At 40.0% G+C, this 17,220-nt stretch carries 15 protein-coding genes; 9 read left to right on the forward strand and 6 right to left on the reverse strand.

Features of this window, described 5'->3' with window-relative positions:
* Positions 1-38: 38 nt before the first annotated feature.
* Positions 39-2,138 carry an HD family phosphohydrolase gene (locus GM920_RS08640; protein WP_182955797.1) on the reverse strand — a complete coding sequence of 700 codons (2,100 nt, stop codon included), beginning with the start codon at positions 2,136-2,138 and terminating at the stop codon, positions 39-41.
* A 133-nt stretch (positions 2,139-2,271) separates the two neighbouring features.
* Here GM920_RS08640 and GM920_RS08645 point away from each other — a divergent pair, with 133 nt between their 5' ends.
* The 7 genes from GM920_RS08645 (at position 2,272) to GM920_RS08675 (ending at position 9,904) form a co-directional block, all read left to right on the forward strand.
* The gene (locus tag GM920_RS08645) at positions 2,272-3,129 is read left to right on the forward strand and encodes an SPFH domain-containing protein (RefSeq protein WP_182955800.1); all 858 of its coding nucleotides are present in this window, start codon (positions 2,272-2,274) and stop codon (positions 3,127-3,129) included.
* 12 nt (positions 3,130-3,141) lie between these two features.
* Entirely contained in the window at positions 3,142-3,327 is a 186-nt protein-coding gene (locus tag GM920_RS08650; protein WP_182955803.1) for an Arc family DNA binding domain-containing protein, read from the forward strand.
* Positions 3,328-3,399: 72 nt separating this feature from the next.
* Positions 3,400-4,578 carry an acetyl-CoA C-acyltransferase gene (locus GM920_RS08655; protein ID WP_182955806.1) on the forward strand — a complete coding sequence of 393 codons (1,179 nt, stop codon included), beginning with the start codon at positions 3,400-3,402 and terminating at the stop codon, positions 4,576-4,578.
* A complete protein-coding gene (locus GM920_RS08660; RefSeq protein ID WP_182955809.1) occupies positions 4,579-5,502 on the forward strand; it encodes a hypothetical protein in 924 nt (307 codons plus the stop codon).
* A 181-nt stretch (positions 5,503-5,683) separates the two neighbouring features.
* Positions 5,684-7,453 carry a peptide MFS transporter gene (locus GM920_RS08665; protein ID WP_182955812.1) on the forward strand — a complete coding sequence of 590 codons (1,770 nt, stop codon included), beginning with the start codon at positions 5,684-5,686 and terminating at the stop codon, positions 7,451-7,453.
* A gap of 65 nt (positions 7,454-7,518) precedes the next feature.
* Positions 7,519-9,072, forward strand: coding sequence for a peptide MFS transporter (locus tag GM920_RS08670; protein ID WP_182955815.1), 1,554 nt, complete (start codon positions 7,519-7,521; stop codon positions 9,070-9,072).
* A 103-nt stretch (positions 9,073-9,175) separates the two neighbouring features.
* Positions 9,176-9,904: a polyprenol monophosphomannose synthase gene (locus tag GM920_RS08675; protein WP_182955818.1), complete on the forward strand. Its 729-nt coding sequence runs from the start codon at positions 9,176-9,178 to the stop codon at positions 9,902-9,904.
* Between the two features lie 4 nt (positions 9,905-9,908).
* Here GM920_RS08675 and GM920_RS08680 read toward each other — a convergent pair whose 3' ends face one another.
* The 5 genes from GM920_RS08680 to proS are packed head-to-tail and all read right to left on the reverse strand — an operon-like array spanning position 9,909 to position 14,668.
* Positions 9,909-10,421: a YdeI/OmpD-associated family protein gene (locus GM920_RS08680; protein ID WP_182955821.1), complete on the reverse strand. Its 513-nt coding sequence runs from the start codon at positions 10,419-10,421 to the stop codon at positions 9,909-9,911.
* A 9-nt stretch (positions 10,422-10,430) separates the two neighbouring features.
* A complete protein-coding gene (locus tag GM920_RS08685) occupies positions 10,431-11,294 on the reverse strand; it encodes a TIGR02757 family protein (RefSeq protein WP_182955824.1) in 864 nt (287 codons plus the stop codon).
* A gap of 26 nt (positions 11,295-11,320) precedes the next feature.
* Complete coding sequence (locus tag GM920_RS08690) at positions 11,321-12,460, reverse strand: cystathionine gamma-synthase (RefSeq protein ID WP_182955827.1); 1,140 nt, start codon at positions 12,458-12,460, stop codon at positions 11,321-11,323.
* Positions 12,457-13,152, reverse strand: a complete 696-nt coding sequence (locus GM920_RS08695) for a hypothetical protein (RefSeq protein ID WP_182955830.1) — start codon at positions 13,150-13,152, stop codon at positions 12,457-12,459. Before GM920_RS08695 ends, GM920_RS08690 begins: the two co-directional genes overlap by 4 nt.
* A 43-nt stretch (positions 13,153-13,195) precedes the next feature.
* Positions 13,196-14,668 (reverse strand): proline--tRNA ligase, encoded by a 1,473-nt coding sequence (gene proS, locus GM920_RS08700; protein WP_182955833.1) that lies wholly within the window; start codon positions 14,666-14,668, stop codon positions 13,196-13,198.
* A gap of 107 nt (positions 14,669-14,775) precedes the next feature.
* On the opposite strand from proS, the gene GM920_RS08705 reads away from it, so the two are divergent.
* Entirely contained in the window at positions 14,776-15,660 is an 885-nt protein-coding gene (locus tag GM920_RS08705; protein WP_182955836.1) for a hypothetical protein, read from the forward strand.
* Positions 15,661-15,693: 33 nt separating this feature from the next.
* The gene (locus GM920_RS08710) at positions 15,694-17,187 is read left to right on the forward strand and encodes an OmpP1/FadL family transporter (protein WP_182955839.1); all 1,494 of its coding nucleotides are present in this window, start codon (positions 15,694-15,696) and stop codon (positions 17,185-17,187) included.
* Positions 17,188-17,220: the final 33 nt, after the last annotated feature.

The following is a 17,220-nucleotide window of genomic DNA, read 5'->3' on the forward strand; positions in this document are numbered from 1 at the left end:
GCAAATATAGGAAGATGATTGATAGTTCCAAAAAAAAATTAAACATTTTGTAGGTAATCTATACGCACATGATAGATGCTCATCAGCATAGTCTTGAATATCAACTTTATAGTTTCTAAATCTTTTAAAGTAATATCGCAATTATCTAATTGATTTTGTTCTAATTTATAGTTAATGATCCTTTCGACCAGGTCATTTATGCTTTGCGCGTCTGGATTTTTCAGACTTCTTGAGGCTGCTTCTACTGAATCTGCGAGCATTAACACCCCAGTTTCCTTAGAAAAAGGGATCGGTCCAGGGTATCTAAAGATATTTTCATCCACAAATTTCTCTGGAGAGTTCTTCAAAAAGGACTGATAAAAATAATCTACCCGTGTATTTCCATGGTGTGTCCTGATAAAATCAATCACACTTTCCGGCAACTGATGTCTGCGGGTAATTTCTATGCCCTTATGAACATGTTTAATGATGATCTGAGCACTTTGCTCATAAGGTAGTTTATCATGCGGGCTGAGCGCCGTATTTTGATTCTCTATAAAGTATTGCGGATTCTCAATTTTCCCAATATCATGGTACAAGGCACCGGCCCTTACCAGCAATGAATTTCCACCGATTTTAAAGATTGCGGCTTCCGCGAGGTTGGCCACTTGCAAAGAATGCTGGAAGGTACCAGGCGCTTTAAACGCGAGCTCTCTCAATAATTTATTATTGGTATTGGTGAGTTCGATCAAGGCCACATCTGAAGTGATGCCGAACATTCTTTCAAAAGCATAAATCAGTGGATAAGCCAATAGTGATAAGAGCACACTAATAATGAAAGGAACAAAGTTGAGCCACTCGATCTCAGTAAAAGAGCCTTCTCTTAACAAGCCTATGCCGAGATAGGACACAAAGTAAGCCGACAGGATAAACAAAGCCGACAACAACAGTTGTTCTCTTTTGATCAGGTTTCTGATGCTGTAGATGGCTACCATCCCAGAAGTAATCTGGTAAAAGACAAATTCAAAACTATTTGGCACAAAGAAACCGGCAATCAGGATCACCAGTAAATGGAGGTAAAGCGCTAAACGGGTATCAAACAAAATCCGGATGATGATCGGAACAATACAGAAGGGTATGTAATAGATACTCGGCAAGTTCAATTTAATGGCCCAGGTTAAACAGAGCAACATCGTCGTAATCACCAACAGCAATAAGGACAGCTGACGATTATCAGCAAAAATATCCTTTCTGAATAGCTTCAAAAAGAACATCAGCAGGCTGACAATGAAGCCAACCAAGAGTATTTGACCGAGGTAAACAAGTTTACTGTCGCCAATAGTTTTGGTCTGTGCCTCATAGGCTTCTTTAAAAGAGAGTAGCTTTTGATAAATTTCATCATCTACCACATTGTCTTTCGCAATGATCAGTTCTCCTTTCTGCACCATCCCACGGGTAGTAGAAAGACTGTTAACTGTATTTTCCTGTACGATACTGGTTAGTTTCTCATCAAAAAGAATGTTTGGTTGCAAATGGTCTTCTACCAGTCCAACGATCATATCTTTAATTTTCAGATCGACGGAAGTAAAATTCTTCTCAAAATATTCCAGGGCAGAAGGCACCGTAAAAACATCCTGTGTACTCAAATTTTTGCTGATGTTATTATTAATCAGTGCAAAATCATAGTATTTATTTCCTTTTTGATGTTTAACATTCATGGCAATGATGCCTCTGTTATAAATCGCTTCCAGGAGTTTAATAGAACTTGCTTTATAGCCTGCCTTTTCCTCTTCAGGAAAGCCATTTGTTTTCCATTTGACATCAAATTCATTGGAATAAGCTTCTTCCACATTGTTAATCAGCTCCGTATTCATCTTATAAATGGGCAGCACATTACTCAATGCATCTTTCTTATCCGTTGCTACTTGTGGTGTCGTTTTTAAGATTGCAAAGCTGAATGGAGAAACCAGGTCTTTATTTTTCCAGATCTCCCCCTTCTCAAATTCATATCTGAACCTGGGTTGTTTAGGTAAAAACACCGTTATGATCAATACAGACAGCACCATCATCACATATTTGATATTTGATGAATACTTGCGGTAAAGCACCCTGTGGGAATTCTTTTTGATTTTTGCCAAAATGGTATAAATTGATTTCATTCAAAAATAATACAATTTTTCCTCATATCGGCTTTTGGGGAAGGTAATCCTGCGGAAGGATAGGATTTACAAATAATTACCTTGGAAATATGGCCGATAATTCGTTACTTCATGATATCAAATCAATATCATTATGTATCAGGAAAAAATCATTACTCCCCCATCAGGCTATCTTACATTTGTATTATTCCTGGCGCTATTAGGCGGCGGAATCTATGCATTGGCCATTGAACAGTTTACCATAGGTTCCATTGCTCTTGGCCTAAACTTCATCCTTGTTTTACCCGGACTGATCATCAACAATCCGAACGAGTCGAAAGTACTTACGCTTTTCGGGAAGTATGTAGGCACCGTAAAGTCAGATGGCTTCTTCTGGGTAAACCCATTAACTGTTAAAAAGAAAGTATCTCTAAAAGCGAGAAATCTAAACGGCCACCAGATCAAAGTAAACGACAAATTGGGCAATCCCATTGAAATTGCTGCTGTGGTGGTATGGCAGATTCAGGAAACCGCCAAAGCTATGTTTGCCGTAGAAGATTACCAGCAATACGTAAACATTCAAAGTGAAGCGGCAGTAAGACACCTGGCCAACATTTTCCCTTATGATAACTTTGAAGACGAAGAAGCCACGATCACCTTAAAAGATGGCGCAGAAAAAGTAAGTACTCTTTTAGAAGCAGAGCTTAGCGAAAGGTTATCAAGGGCAGGTATCGAAGTGATTGAAGCCAGAATTTCCCATTTGGCCTATGCACAGGAAATTGCCAGTGCAATGCTACAACGTCAACAAGCGACCGCAATAATTGCGGCCAGAAAACTTATCGTAAAAGGCGCTGTAAGCATGGTAGAAATGGCTTTAGAACAACTTTCTGAGAAAAACATCGTAGCGTTGGACGAAGAGCGCAAAGCTTCCATGGTCAGTAATCTATTGGTTGTACTTTGTGGCGACAGGAATGTACAGCCTGTTGTCAATACCGGCACGCTATATAATTAATACCCATAAAATATGTCTGAGAAAGATAAAAAAGCTTTTGCACTAAGGATTAACCCTGCCCTGCTCAAAGAAATTGAGAACTGGGCTGCGGACGAATTCAGGAGCATAAACGGGCAAATCGAATACCTGTTGAATGAAGCTGTGAAATCGAAAAGAAAACGACGGATAAACAAAAATGATACAGATGAACCTCGTTAAAAACGATGGAGTTTAACCAGCAGATACTACTAATTACTTAACTTTGCTTCTAACCAAAATTAAAAGACATCAATGAGAGAAGTAGTTATAGTATCTGCAGTTAGAACCCCGATAGGAAGCTTTGGTGGTTCACTATCAGGTTTTTCAGCTCCACAATTGGGAGGCATAGCCATAAAGGCTGCTGTAGAAAAAGCGGGCATCAGCCTTGCTGACGTTCAGGAAGTGTACATGGGCAATGTATTGTCTGCAAATCTTGGCCAGGCACCAGCCACCCAGGCCGCAAAACTTGCCGGCTTACCTGACCTTCCTGCGACCACCATTAATAAAGTATGTGCTTCTGGAACCAAAGCCATCATGCTTGCTGCACAAAGTATCGCCCTGGGCGAACAAGACATTATCGTTGCAGGTGGTATGGAAAGCATGAGTAATGTACCCTACTATTTAGATAAAGCAAGAAACGGATACCGTTTAGGCCATGGTCAACTCACTGACGGATTGGTGAAAGACGGTCTATGGGACGTATATAATGATTACCACATGGGTTCTGCCGCTGAATTATGCGCTGCAGAATGCGAAATTAGTCGCGAGGACCAAGATGCTTTTGCCATCAGTTCTTATCAAAAAGCACAGGCTGCGCAAAATGATGGCAAATTCGATTCAGAAATTGTCCCTGTACCTGTAAAAGACCGCAAAGGCGAAGTGACCTTAATCTCGAAAGATGAGGAGCCATTCGCTGTTAAATTTGATAAAATCCCAGGCTTAAAACCCGTATTTAAGAAAGAAGGAACCGTAACCGCGGCTAATGCTTCTACTTTAAATGATGGTGCTGCTGCTTTAGTACTCATGAGTGCTGAAAAAGCAAAAGCACTTGGATTAAAGCCATTGGCAAAAATCCTTGCTTATGCAGATGCACAACAAGCACCAGAATGGTTTACCACTGCGCCGGCTAAAGCCATTCCATTGGCCTTAAAAAAAGCAGGTAAAAACATCAGCGACGTAGATTATTTTGAGATCAACGAAGCTTTCTCTGTCGTTTCTTTAGCAAACAACAAGTTATTAGCATTAGATGCAGAGAAAGTAAATGTAAATGGTGGCGCAGTTGCGATTGGACATCCACTAGGTGCTTCAGGAGCTAGAATCGTAGTTACTTTATTGAGTGTATTGGCCCAAAATAGCGGAACGATCGGCGTTGCAGGAATTTGTAATGGCGGTGGTGGTGCCAGCGCAATAGTTATTGAAAAGTTAGGTTAAATGATTAAGGCTTTATCAAAACCTATGGTATTGGTTATGGCTTTATGCTGCGCGATGACAATGGTTCATGCGCAGCATAGTTTTCCGCTAACGAATACCCCATCAATGGCCAAGTACCAGGATTCTTTAATCCGTATAAGCGACCAGGCTGAAAATGCAGCAAATAATCAGGCTCGTTTTGAGGCGAATGCAAATTTCATCAAAACATTGGTTGAGGCCTTAAAAACACCGGGCTCATTCAATCAGAATTTCGATTCCTTAAAAAGAGTATCCACCCTGAATGCACCTGACAAATCCTTTCGCCTCCTCACCTGGTATCTACCGGTAGATGATGGCGGTTATCGTTATTTCGGCGCGATACAAATGGCCAGTAAAGATGGGAAGTTAAAATTGTTTCCTTTAATAGATGGGACAGAACAACTGATGGACCCCAATGCAGTCACCAGCAATAAAAACTGGTATGGTGCTTACTACTATCAAATGATTCCGGTAAACACCAATGGAAAAGCGCCTTGCTATGCTTTACTTGGATGGAAAGGAAACAATCGTAAAAAGTCTAAGAAAGTGATCGAGGTGTTGTCATTTGAGAATGGCGAACCGAGCTTTGGAAAGGCCATCTTCGTGCAACCGAAAAACCCAGGTCTAAACCGCATCATCTTCGAATACAATAAGCTCAATTCGATGACGCTTACCATGGACAAAAGTGTAAACATGATCGTTTTTGATCATCTTGCTCCATTTAACGAAGAAATGACAGGAAATTTTGAATATTACGCTTCCGACCTAAGTTTTGATGCGTATAAAGTGACTGGCGGCAAACTTAAACTCGTTGAGAATGTGGAACTAAAGAATGATCCTAATGAAATGGACGAGCTCTACATCGACCCTAAAGACAAAAAAATTCAGGCAATCAAGAAGCTTTAAAGGATGGTTATACCGCTTTAAACTACTTTAAAAATTTGTGAGTTTGACTCCGGGTGCCTATCTTGCGCGATGGTTTATTTTAATATCAAACAAAAAACCTACCAAAACAGCGCCCTCTCCTTTATTTATTTATAAGAACTAACTGAACCTTTCAATAAATTATTACACAAAAAAACAACACATGAATGCACAAAATTTGGACTCTCCAAATAACTTTTTTGAGAGTAAAGTACTAGGACATCCGGCTGGACTGTTTGTTCTATTCTTTACGGAGATGTGGGAAAGATTCTCCTACTACGGGATGCGGGCCTTGCTTGTGCTTTTTCTAACCTCTTCTATTATCGGTGACAATCCGGGATGGGGATGGCCTAGAGCTCACGCATTGGCAATTTATGGCTCTTACACAGGTTTAGCGTACCTAACCCCTATTTTAGGTGGTTACATTGCTGATAGGATCATCGGATACCGCTGGGCAGTTATTGTCGGTGCTGTATTAATGACCTTGGGGCATTTATCCATGGCTTTCGAGTTTGACCATTCCTTCATGTACTTAGGCTTATGTCTATTGGTGGTAGGAAACGGTTTCTTCAAACCAAACATGACTTCGATCATCGCACAGATGTATAAAAAACACCCGGAGAAAAAAGATGGTGCGTATACCATTTTCTATATGGGTGTAAATTCAGGTGCATTTTTAGGAATGCTATTGTGCGGTTATATTGGAGAGAGCAAAGACTGGGGATGGGCTTATGGATTCGGTTTAGCCGGTATCTTTATGTTTATCGGTATGCTTCAATTCTACTTCACACAAGGTATTTTCGGAAACATCGGCTTAAAACCAGTTAAAAACGAAGTGGAAGAAGTTTCTGACAACCTGGAAGAAACGACCAGAAATCCATTCTCTAAATTCGACTTATTACTAATTGGTTTGATCTCTGTGATCGGTTTATCCTGGATTATTAACGATCCGGTTTCCAAAATCACGAGCATGAATTTGTTCAACTTTAAAGTTGGAAGCCTGGATGGTAGTAATTTCATGATCATCACTGCATTGGTACTTTTCTTATTCATTTTAGTGAAAAGGATCAGTCAATATACCCCGGTATTACGTGATAAAATGATTGCCGTAATTATCCTGGCCTTCATTACCATTTTCTTCTGGGCATCATTTGAGCAGGCAGGTGGTTCCATGACAATTTTTGCAAAAGACTATACCGAAAGACTTCTATCAGGGAATTCTAAGGTTATTTTCAACATTGTAAACACCTTAATTACCGTTATTCCTTTAGTGATCATCTCTTATGTATTGTTAAAGTTATTCTCTAAAACTTTCGGTAAATACTCTATTGGTAACATCATTTTAGCTTCAGGTTTTGTGATCATTTGGGTGATTGTTATCTATATGCTTAAAAACCAATACGCTGAAGTGAAATCGGAAGTTCCGGCCACTTGGTTTGGTATCTTAAACTCGCTATTCATTATCAGTTGTGCGCCGATTGTGTCTAAACTTTGGGAAAGTAAATACAATCCATCTGCAACCTTCAAGAACGGCTTCGGAATGATTCTTTTAGGAATTGGTTTTGCTGCGTTGGCTTACGGTGCAAGTACCATCCCTCAGGGAGCTGCTGTAGCTTCAGTGAGTATGATCTGGTTGGTATTGGCTTACTTCTTCCATACCATGGGTGAGTTGTTCATTTCTCCGGTAGGTTTATCTTATGTAAGTAAACTGGTTCCTGGTAGAATGATTGCCATCATGTTTGGTATCTGGTATTTAGCGATTGCGATCGGGAATAAAATTGCGGGTACCATGGGTGGTATGATCGATGAGATCACTTCAAAATACTCCATGACTACCTTCTTCCTGATTTTCACCTTTATCCCTATTGGATTGGGCTTGATTATCATGGCCTTAACTCCAATCATGAAACGCTTAATGCACGGTGTAAAATAATTAAAACTAAGCCTTTGGAACACTCCAAAGGCTTTTTTACCTAACAGATCAATTATAATTAAGATATGGCTGAAAATCTTACTTTAGAACAAATTCAGAATTTCAAGGGCAAGTACCCTAAACAACTGTGGTACTTATTCTTCTCCGAAATGTGGGAGCGTTTCTGTTTTTATGGAATGCGGGGAATGCTCACTTATTTCATGGTGACCCAATTAATGATGAAAGATGGCGATGCCAATCTTCAATATGGTGCTACACAAGCCTTTGTATACGCGTTCACCTTTATTGGAGGGCTCTTTGCAGATAAGATATTGGGCTTCAGAAAGTCGCTCTTTTGGGGTGGTATCCTGATGATTGTTGGAAGTGCAATCCTCTCCTACGACCCACATCAGTTCTTCTTTCTCGGGATTAGTTTTACGGTAGTCGGCACAGGTTTCTTTAAACCAAACATTTCTACCATGGTAGGCTCCCTTTACAAAGGCAATGACCCACGTCGTGATGCCGGTTTCTCTCTGTTCTATGCTGGGATTAACATTGGTGGTTTATTGGGCGGTTATGCTTGTATTTACCTGGGAAAAACTTATTCATGGCATCTTGCTTTCGGCCTTGCCGGAATTGTAATGACCATCAGTTTGTTAACTTTCATCTTTACAAAAAAGAGTCTGGGTCCAATTGGATTATCTCCATTTAAAGACGAAGAGGTCACCCTGATCTTACCTGACGGCCTGGATGGAAAATTACCTGCTGAACCGGCGGTAGTAAAAACAAAAGCAATCAACAGAAAATGGTACGATTACGCAGTTTATGCGGGATCATTGGCTATTATTCCGGTGATCATGACCATGGTTGCCAAAACACAATATACCGACTGGTTCATGTACATCATCGGCCCTGCTACCTTGGTTTACATCATTTATGAAATGAGTAAATATGGATGGGCAGAGCGCAAGAAACTGATTGCAGCGATCATATTCATCTTATTCTCGATTGTATTCTGGGGAATTTACGAACAAAGTGGTGGTTCTATGGCGCTTTTTGCGGCGAGAAACCTGGACGATAAATTGCTAGGTGTGATTACACTAGATCCAAACGGGGTGAACAACTCCGCGAACTCTTTCTTTGTCATCATCTTTGCCTTTATCTTTAGTCTGGTATGGATTGGTTTAGCGAAGAAAAAGATTGAACCGAATACCGTAGTAAAATTCGGATTGGGCTTTTTATTCTTAGCAGGTGGTTTCTTTATCCTGTACAGCACTCGTTTCTTTGCCAATGCACAAGGTATTGCTTCTTTAGACGCCTTTACCCTTTCTTACCTGGTAATCACCTTTGGTGAGCTTTGTCTCTCGCCAATTGGTTTGTCCATTATGACTAAATTATCCCCGGTTAAATTACAGGGTGTAATGATGGGAATGTGGTTCCTGGCTAGTGCATACGGTCAGTATGTAGCTGGTATTTTAGGTGCGAACATGGCTAAAGGTGGAGAAAATGACACTACAGCTCAAAAATTAATCACCTTCACAGAAGGCTATAAGCAACTTGCTATTTATGCACTCATTGCAGGAATATTGTTGATTATCCTATCGCCACTCGTGAAAAAACTAATGGGAGACGTTAAGTAATCTCATTTTATTGTGATTTAACATACTTTAACCCTCAGTATATGGAATATACTGAGGGTTTTTTCGTTAAGAATACATAATTTCGCTCCTAAATTTATTTTACGTGTCAGACAGTCTAATTATAATCCCTACCTACAACGAGAAAGAAAATATTGAGAAGATCATTAGAAAGGTTTTCTCGTTGCCATATTCTTTTGAAATCTTAATTATCGATGATGGTTCTCCTGATGGAACAGCCAGCATTGTGAAAGGGCTACAAAAAGAATTCCCTGCGCTCCATATAGAGGAAAGAAAAGGAAAGTTAGGATTGGGTACGGCCTATATTCATGGTTTTCGCTGGGCATTGGCTCGTCCAGCGTATCAATATATTTTTGAGATGGATGCCGATTTCTCTCATAATCCAGATGATCTGATCAGGCTACGTGAGGCATGTGTTAAAGGTGCGGATATGGCTATTGGCTCCCGTTATGTGAACGGTGTAAATGTAGTGAACTGGCCAATGAACAGGGTGTTGATGTCTTACTTTGCTTCGATGTATGTGCGCATCATTACCAGAATTGATATTCAAGATGCTACTGCCGGTTTTAAATGTTACACCAGACGCGTTTTAGAGACCATTCCTTTAGACAAGATCAAATTTGTGGGTTATGCCTTCCAGATCGAGATGAAGTTCACAGCGATCAAATACGGCTTTAAGGTAGTTGAAGTTCCAATCATCTTTACTGACCGTACAGAAGGAACATCAAAAATGAGTACCAGAATTTTCAGGGAAGCATTTATTGGGGTAATTCAAATGAAAGTTTGGAGTTGGTTCAGGAATTATAATCGATAATTCCTTATTCCTTGCGGGGTTTTCCATCCCGCATCATGGTTCCGAAATCCCAGTCTTTATCCATTGCATTGACAATTCTAGCGAGTCTTTTCGTTCGCGTAGGTTCTGTTTTTGCAGCATTTATCCAATTGATATACCAGTTTTGATGAGATTTCGGAAGCTTTAAAAAGCTTTCGAGCCATTTTGGTTCATCAGAAAGACAAAGTTCCAGGTCTTCCGGCATCTTGATTTCAAAAGTTAGATCGGCTTCGAGGCTAAGCTCCAGCAATGCTCCTTGCTCCTTTTTTAGTTTCTTGCGAAGCGGACCGTTTAAGGCGATGATAAAATCTCCTTCACCCATGGGTACCATTGCTAACCCTTCCACAGCAACCAGATCCAGCATACCTTTTACCCGGTAACTCTTCCGACAATCTGCTTTGATTTCATTTGCAATCGCAAAGGGGATAAAAACATAGGTCCAGCCAGTTTTTTCACCCATTTCGGCAAAACGTTCTATCTCTGCTTTAAAAGTCACCATAGGATAAAGTTAAAACTTCTCTTCTACACCCAATCCAAATAATGCAAAATCATACTTGACAGGATCTAGCGGATCTAGTTCTGCAAGCTTTGCAGTTAGCTCTACAGCGGTTTGCCAATCGGTTTGCTTTCTGCTGATCATCCCAAGTTTACGTGCTACACGATCCACATGAACATCACAGGGGCAGATTAAATCTGCGGGTTTCAGGGTATTCCAAAGTCCAAAATCAACGCCTTTATTGTCTTTTCTTACCATCCAACGTAAAAACATATTGAGGCGTTTACAGGTCGATTTTTGCTTAGGGGAAGAAACATGCTTGATGGTTCTTCTTGGAAAATCCGGCAGACTAAAAAAGTAAGACCTAAAATAATTTAAAGCCTGTTCTGTTGGCGGTGTTTTCTTTAATTCTGAAAGCATGCAGGCAGAAGAAGCATAACCTTTGGCGGCTTTTTCGATTAAAGAACCTGCTTCCAGATATTCATCCCTGAATGGGGATTTAGGTACGAGGAATGCCGTTTCCAAGCTATCCGATTGTTCATAATGGAACTTAAAAAAAGACACGAAATACAATAAGTCGGTATCATTGAAAGTCCGATGTTTAAAGCCTAACAACCTTTTAAGGTCGTCATCACTATGCTGCAACATAAAATCATAAGGCGCATTGTCCATACGCTCAAACAACTCTGTACATTTATTGATAATGGTTTTGCGTTGGCCCCAAGCTAAAATTGCCGCAAAAAATGCGGCAATTTCAACGTCTTGTTTTTTCGAAAAACGGTGCGGAATGCAAATCGGATCATTGGTAATAAAGTTCGGCTTGTTGTATTGCTCCACTTTATAGTCCAAAAAGTCTTTAAGTTCCAGGAATTCCAATATTTCTTATTTTAATGCTTTGTAAATTAGCTTAAAGCTTGTTCTAAATCTGCGATTAAATCGTCGATATCTTCTACTCCTACACTTAGGCGTAAAAGGTTATCGGTAACACCAACTTTTTCACGTTCTTCTTTAGGAATAGAACCATGCGTCATACTTACCGGGTGATTGATCAATGATTCTACGCCACCTAGTGATTCTGCAAGCGTAAATACCTTGAAAGAAGAAGCTATTCTGAACGTCTCCTGAAGGTCAGCACCTTTTAAAGTGATAGATACCATACCACCAAAACCGCGCATTTGTTTCTTTGCAATGTCATGGTTAGGATGATCTTCAAAACCTGGCCAATAGATTTTATCTACTTTTGGATGAGTTTTAAGGAAACGAGCAACTTTCTCACCATTCTCACAATGCGCTTTCATGCGTAAATGAAGGGTCTTAATCCCTCTTAAAACTAAAAATGCATCCTGAGGTCCTGGTGTAGCGCCGCAAGCATTGTAAATAAACCAAAGATCTTTATACAACTGCTCATCATTCACTAACAAAGCTCCCATGACCACATCAGAGTGACCACCAATATACTTGGTCACGGAATGCATCACGATATCTGCACCCAAATCAATTGGATTCTGAAGATATGGAGAAGCAAAAGTATTGTCTACCGTTAAAATCAGGTTCTTTGCTTTTGTGATTTTAGCAACGCCTTCAATATCGATGATTTGCATCGTTGGATTTGTAGGTGTTTCAATCCATACCAATTTCGTTTTATCATTGATATAAGGCAGCATATTTTCTGGTTTAGATAAATCCAGAAAATGAAATTTGATGCCGTATTTCGCATATACTTTAGTGAAAATACGGTAAGAACCACCATAAAGATCGTTTCCGGTGATCACTTCATCACCAGGTTGCAACAACCTTAAAACCGTATCTGTAGCACCCATTCCACTTGAAAAAGCCAAACCATATTTAGCATTTTCTAAAGCGGCAAGACAATCCTCTAAGGCTTTACGCGTAGGATTTGTACCTCTTGAATATTCAAAACCCTGGTGATCTCCAGGAGATTTTTGCCAATAAGTAGAGGTTTGATAGATTGGAGTCATTACTGCTCCTGTAGACGGATCAGGTTCCTGACCGGCGTGTATAGCTTTTGTTGCGAACTTCATAGGTTATTATTTTGTTCTATTTCGGATTTAAACTGATACCCCAGGTGTTTTCCTGTCGGGTAACCGCTTGCGGCCAACATGGATTGTTTTTGATTTAAAGTTACTTCTTTTATTTGCGCATAGGGAGGAATAATCAAATCTGAAGCCAGGCAGAATAAAATTGACCGTTCGATGATATCCCTTAATTTTTCTTCTGTAACCACATTGGCGGAAAAATCTTCATAAAGAAAATCCAATGCCCCCTCTCCTTCTACGAGAAAATGCTTTTCCTTATTGATGAGTATTCTGGCAATGAGTGATCCCTGATCAGCCAAACGGTTATAGGTAATGGAATCTGCCAGGAAATTATGGATGTAAATGATCCCACAATAAGCCAAAGATGGATCCTCTTTGACATATTCCGTTTGAAATACCGAATGATTCGGTTCAAAGTTAAATACATTACTATGCATGGACACGACCATCATATCACCAGAAAACTTCAGTTGTACTTCAAACTTATTGTTCTCTTTATAATCGATCTCTACAGAGGGATCTTTCGCTTGATAATCATGTTTCAATCTAGCGGCAGTGGCAATGAGTTGCTTTTTAAGCAACTCAAAGACTTCTGCCGTATTTCTGTAAATCACCTGTTTTAAAGAGGCTTTATTTTCAAGTTCAGTAAGTATTCTAGCGTAATTTTCCGTGTCCATTTTTTAATTTTTGTTTCCTTAATCGCGCAAATTACTTCATTTATTAATAAGCGCGGGCAAATAACACCCTTTGTTTAGATGGTTTACCTGAGTAAATACAAACACCATCTTCCTGCTTATTGTTTAAAGGAATACATCTGATCGTTGCTTTTGTTTCTTCTTTGATCTTTTGTTCCGTTTCTGGGGTACCATCCCAATGTGCAGAAACAAAACCTGCTTTACCGTCTAATAATTCTTTCAGCTCGTCATAAGAGTTCGCTTCGGTAGTATGTTCATCACGGAATTGCAATGCTTTATTATAGATATTTGCCTGGATTTCATCTAATAACTGAACGATGAAAATATCAAGACCTTCCTGAGCAACGGTTTGTTTCTCTCTTGTATCTCTACGTGCAAGTTCAACGGTACCATTTTCCATATCACGGCCACCAATAGCTAAGCGGATTGGTACGCCTTTCAATTCATATTCTGCGAATTTAAATCCTGGGCGTTGTGCTTCACGATCGTCATACTTCACCGATACTCCTAAGCTCTTCAATTTAGCTGTTAGTTCATCCACAAAGCTGCTGATGTTTTTAAGGTCTTCCTCATTTTTATGAATCGGAACGATCACTACCTGAATTGGCGCTAATTTTGGAGGCAACACCAAGCCAGCATCATCACTATGTGCCATAATCAAGGCGCCCATTAGACGTGTTGAAACGCCCCATGAACTCGCCCATACATGTTCAATTTTACCTTCTTTATTCGTGAATTTTACATCAAATGCTTTCGCGAAATTTTGTCCGAGGAAGTGAGAAGTACCTGCTTGTAAAGCTTTACCATCTTGCATTAATGCTTCTATACAATACGTATCTAATGCACCAGCAAAACGCTCATTAGGAGTTTTCACACCTTTCACCACAGGCATAGCCATCCAGGTTTCCGCGAAATCAGCATATACATCTAACATTTTTTCTGTTTCTTCCACAGCTTCCTGTGCAGTTGCATGTGCAGTGTGTCCTTCTTGCCACAAAAATTCCGTTGTACGCAGGAACAGACGAGTACGCATTTCCCAGCGCACCACATTTGCCCATTGGTTGATCAGCAAAGGAAGATCACGGTAAGACTGGATCCAGCCTCTATAGGTATTCCAGATGATGGTTTCAGAAGTTGGTCTTACAATTAATTCCTCTTCTAATTTGGCTGTTTCATCTACGATAATATTTCCATTTCCATCATTTTTTAGACGATAATGTGTCACTACGGCACATTCAGTGGCGAAACCTTCCACGTGTGACGCTTCCTTAGAAAAATATGACTTAGGAATGAATAAAGGAAAATAAGCGTTACTATGTCCTGTATCTTTAAACTTTTTGTCTAAAACCGCCTGTATTTTCTCCCAAATGGAATATCCGTAGGGTTTTATCACCATACATCCTTTAACAGAGGAATGCTCTGCCAGGTCGGCTTTCATAACAATGTCGTTATACCACTGCGAATAATCTTCATTTTTACTTGTAATACCTTTGCTCATAACTATTTGGAATGTTTTTTGTGTAACTTTGCTTGAAATGTAGTTTACAAATTTATAAATTTATAGCCTACAAAAAAGCGTGTGACACACAAACAACACATATAGTTATGAAACCTAGACATTTATTCACCAGTATGCTGGCTTTGACAACCGTGGTTGTCGCTTCCTGCTCTGTGCCAAGGTATGCACAGCAAGGTGCCCAAGAGGATGATGTGTACAACTCTAATGCAAAAGCGCAGATTTATACGCCTCAGCCAAGAGTAGTGGCAAATCAAGAGTATTACGATTCTAACGATGAATATTATGGTACCAGTGATCCTTATTATGACATGGATTACGCTTCGCGTATCAATAGATTTTCTTACTCGAGTCCATGGAGATCTTATTATGATCCTTATTTCGACGGCGGCTTTGGCTACGGCGGAGGATATGGCTATAATGGCTTTTCTTTAGGTCTGAGCTTTGGTTCTGCATGGGGCAATCCTTATTATGGATGGGGCGGTGGCTTCTATCCTTCTTTCGGATATAACCCATGGTATCCAGGATGGGGAGGCGGCTTTTATCCAGGATGGGGAGGTGGCTTCTATCCAGGATGGGGAGGTGGTATTATCATCGGCTCAACGGGTAGAAATTTCAATGCACCAAGACCATCAAGAAGCTTTGGCGACAGAAGTAGCTATGGCGGTAATACCGTTAGAGGTAATTCTGGAAATGCAAGAAGTGATAGAAATGGAAATATTATTTCCCGTGGAAGCAGATCGGATTCTTATATTCCAAACAGAACACAAGGAAATATGCAGAGACCATCAGGTACCAGCGTTAGACCATCACGTGATAATAGCAGACAAGAGCCAACCTATAGACAACCACAACAGAATACGCCAACCTATACCCCATCACGTGGTGGAGATGCAGGTGGCAGATCTTCTGGCGGCGGCAGTGTTGGCGGCGGCGGAGGCGGAGGCAGATCTTCTCGAGGTGGAAGAGGTTAATCAGGTCTAATTATTATCATTCAGAAAACAAACATGAAAAAAATTCTATCCTCTTTAGTGGCTATAGTAGCCACTACTGGTTCTTTATATGCCCAAAACAGCCCTGATGCGCTTAGATTTTCACAAACCAATTATGGTAGCACTGCAAGATTTAAAAGTATGGGTGGCGCGCAAATTGGTGTTGGTGGTGATATGAGTTCATTGGGTGGTAACCCGGCTGGACTTGGTTTATTCACTAAATCAGAATTTAGCTTTACCCCAGAATTAAATATGATGAAGGGGAAAGCAGATTTCCTTGGCGAAAGAACTAACGGTTCAAAAAGCATGCTCAACATAAATAATGTTGGTGGTGTCTTTTATAACCCTACCTATAAACCAAAGGGTCAGGACCCAACTAAAGGAGTCATCAGTACCGTTTTTGGTGTTGGCTATAGTCGTAACAACGATTTCACTGGCAGATACAACTTTAGTGGAACCAATAACCTTAATTCTGTAAATAACTATTTTGCTGAAGAGGCTAACTTTTTTGCACCTGGTGATCCAACTACATTGGCCAACTACAGTATAGAAAAGATGGCTTATGACAATTATTTAATCAATTATGATGCAAATAATGACGTTTATTCAGCTGCTACCAGAGCTCCATATCGTCAAAGTCAATCGGAAATCAGAACAGGAGCTACTTCAGAAATGAACGTAGCAGGCGCACTAAACATTTCCAATAAAGTTTATGTTGGTGCCAGTTTGAATTTTGTGAACTCCAGATATCAGAGCGACCGCATCTTGAGAGAATCTGGGTACAATACAGGAGTAGCCAGTAATTATGATACAGATTACAGGATAAACTCTGATGTTAAAGGTTCAGGTTTCAATGCCCGTTTAGGTATCATTTTCAGACCAGATGCAAATCTACGTGTTGGTGCAACTTACCAGACACCTACCTGGTCGTATTTTGATGATATTCAAGCTCATTCTTTGTCTACTACTTATTACCAAGGGGCAAAAGAAGGAATTTTCACGAATACACCAGGTCTTTCTGGTGTAACTTACCAATTGCGTACTCCAGGAAAAGGATCGCTTGGTGCAAGTTATGTGATTGCAGGTAAAGCCTTAATCTCTGCAGACGTTGACTATATTGATTACTCATCTATTAAATATTCTCTGGATCAAGACAATAACCAGGGACAAATCAATAACGCAAACGACTTCATTCGTAATAACTACCAAAACGCGGTGAATTATAGAGTTGGTGCAGAGTACAAAGTGGCCAATGCAGTTAGTTTAAGAGCCGGTTACGGCAACAATGGTACTGCCATAAAAAATGATACTAAAAATTATTTTGCGACTCAATATTACACAGGAGGTCTAGGTTACCGTGTAGGAAGCTATTATGTAGATGTTGCTTACCAACATATTAAAGGTAATGTAGATTTAGATAGTTATTTTTTAAATGACGGTTCAGAGCCTGTTGCCAATATCAAGACCAGCAGAGATAACGTATTTTTAACATTCGGTGTGAGATTCTAGTCTCTACCTACGTTAAACGAACGATATAAAAAA

It is taken from the genome of Pedobacter gandavensis (assembly GCF_014172405.1).
GTDB lineage: Bacteria > Bacteroidota > Bacteroidia > Sphingobacteriales > Sphingobacteriaceae > Pedobacter > Pedobacter gandavensis.

Bases quoted from the DNA above. Each gene is read 5' to 3' on its own strand.
- GM920_RS08640 (WP_182955797.1), bottom strand. From the start codon at position 2,138: ATGAAATCAATTTATACCATTTTGGCAAAAATCAAAAAGAATTCCCAC.
- GM920_RS08645 (WP_182955800.1), top strand. From the start codon at position 2,272: ATGTATCAGGAAAAAATCATTACTCCCCCATCAGGCTATCTTACATTT.
- GM920_RS08650 (WP_182955803.1), top strand. From the start codon at position 3,142: ATGTCTGAGAAAGATAAAAAAGCTTTTGCACTAAGGATTAACCCTGCC.
- GM920_RS08655 (WP_182955806.1), top strand. From the start codon at position 3,400: ATGAGAGAAGTAGTTATAGTATCTGCAGTTAGAACCCCGATAGGAAGC.
- GM920_RS08660 (WP_182955809.1), top strand. From the start codon at position 4,579: ATGATTAAGGCTTTATCAAAACCTATGGTATTGGTTATGGCTTTATGC.
- GM920_RS08665 (WP_182955812.1), top strand. From the start codon at position 5,684: ATGAATGCACAAAATTTGGACTCTCCAAATAACTTTTTTGAGAGTAAA.
- GM920_RS08670 (WP_182955815.1), top strand. From the start codon at position 7,519: ATGGCTGAAAATCTTACTTTAGAACAAATTCAGAATTTCAAGGGCAAG.
- GM920_RS08680 (WP_182955821.1), bottom strand. From the start codon at position 10,421: ATGGTGACTTTTAAAGCAGAGATAGAACGTTTTGCCGAAATGGGTGAA.
- GM920_RS08690 (WP_182955827.1), bottom strand. From the start codon at position 12,460: ATGAAGTTCGCAACAAAAGCTATACACGCCGGTCAGGAACCTGATCCG.
- GM920_RS08695 (WP_182955830.1), bottom strand. From the start codon at position 13,152: ATGGACACGGAAAATTACGCTAGAATACTTACTGAACTTGAAAATAAA.
- proS (WP_182955833.1), bottom strand. From the start codon at position 14,668: ATGAGCAAAGGTATTACAAGTAAAAATGAAGATTATTCGCAGTGGTAT.
- GM920_RS08705 (WP_182955836.1), top strand. From the start codon at position 14,776: ATGAAACCTAGACATTTATTCACCAGTATGCTGGCTTTGACAACCGTG.
- GM920_RS08710 (WP_182955839.1), top strand. From the start codon at position 15,694: ATGAAAAAAATTCTATCCTCTTTAGTGGCTATAGTAGCCACTACTGGT.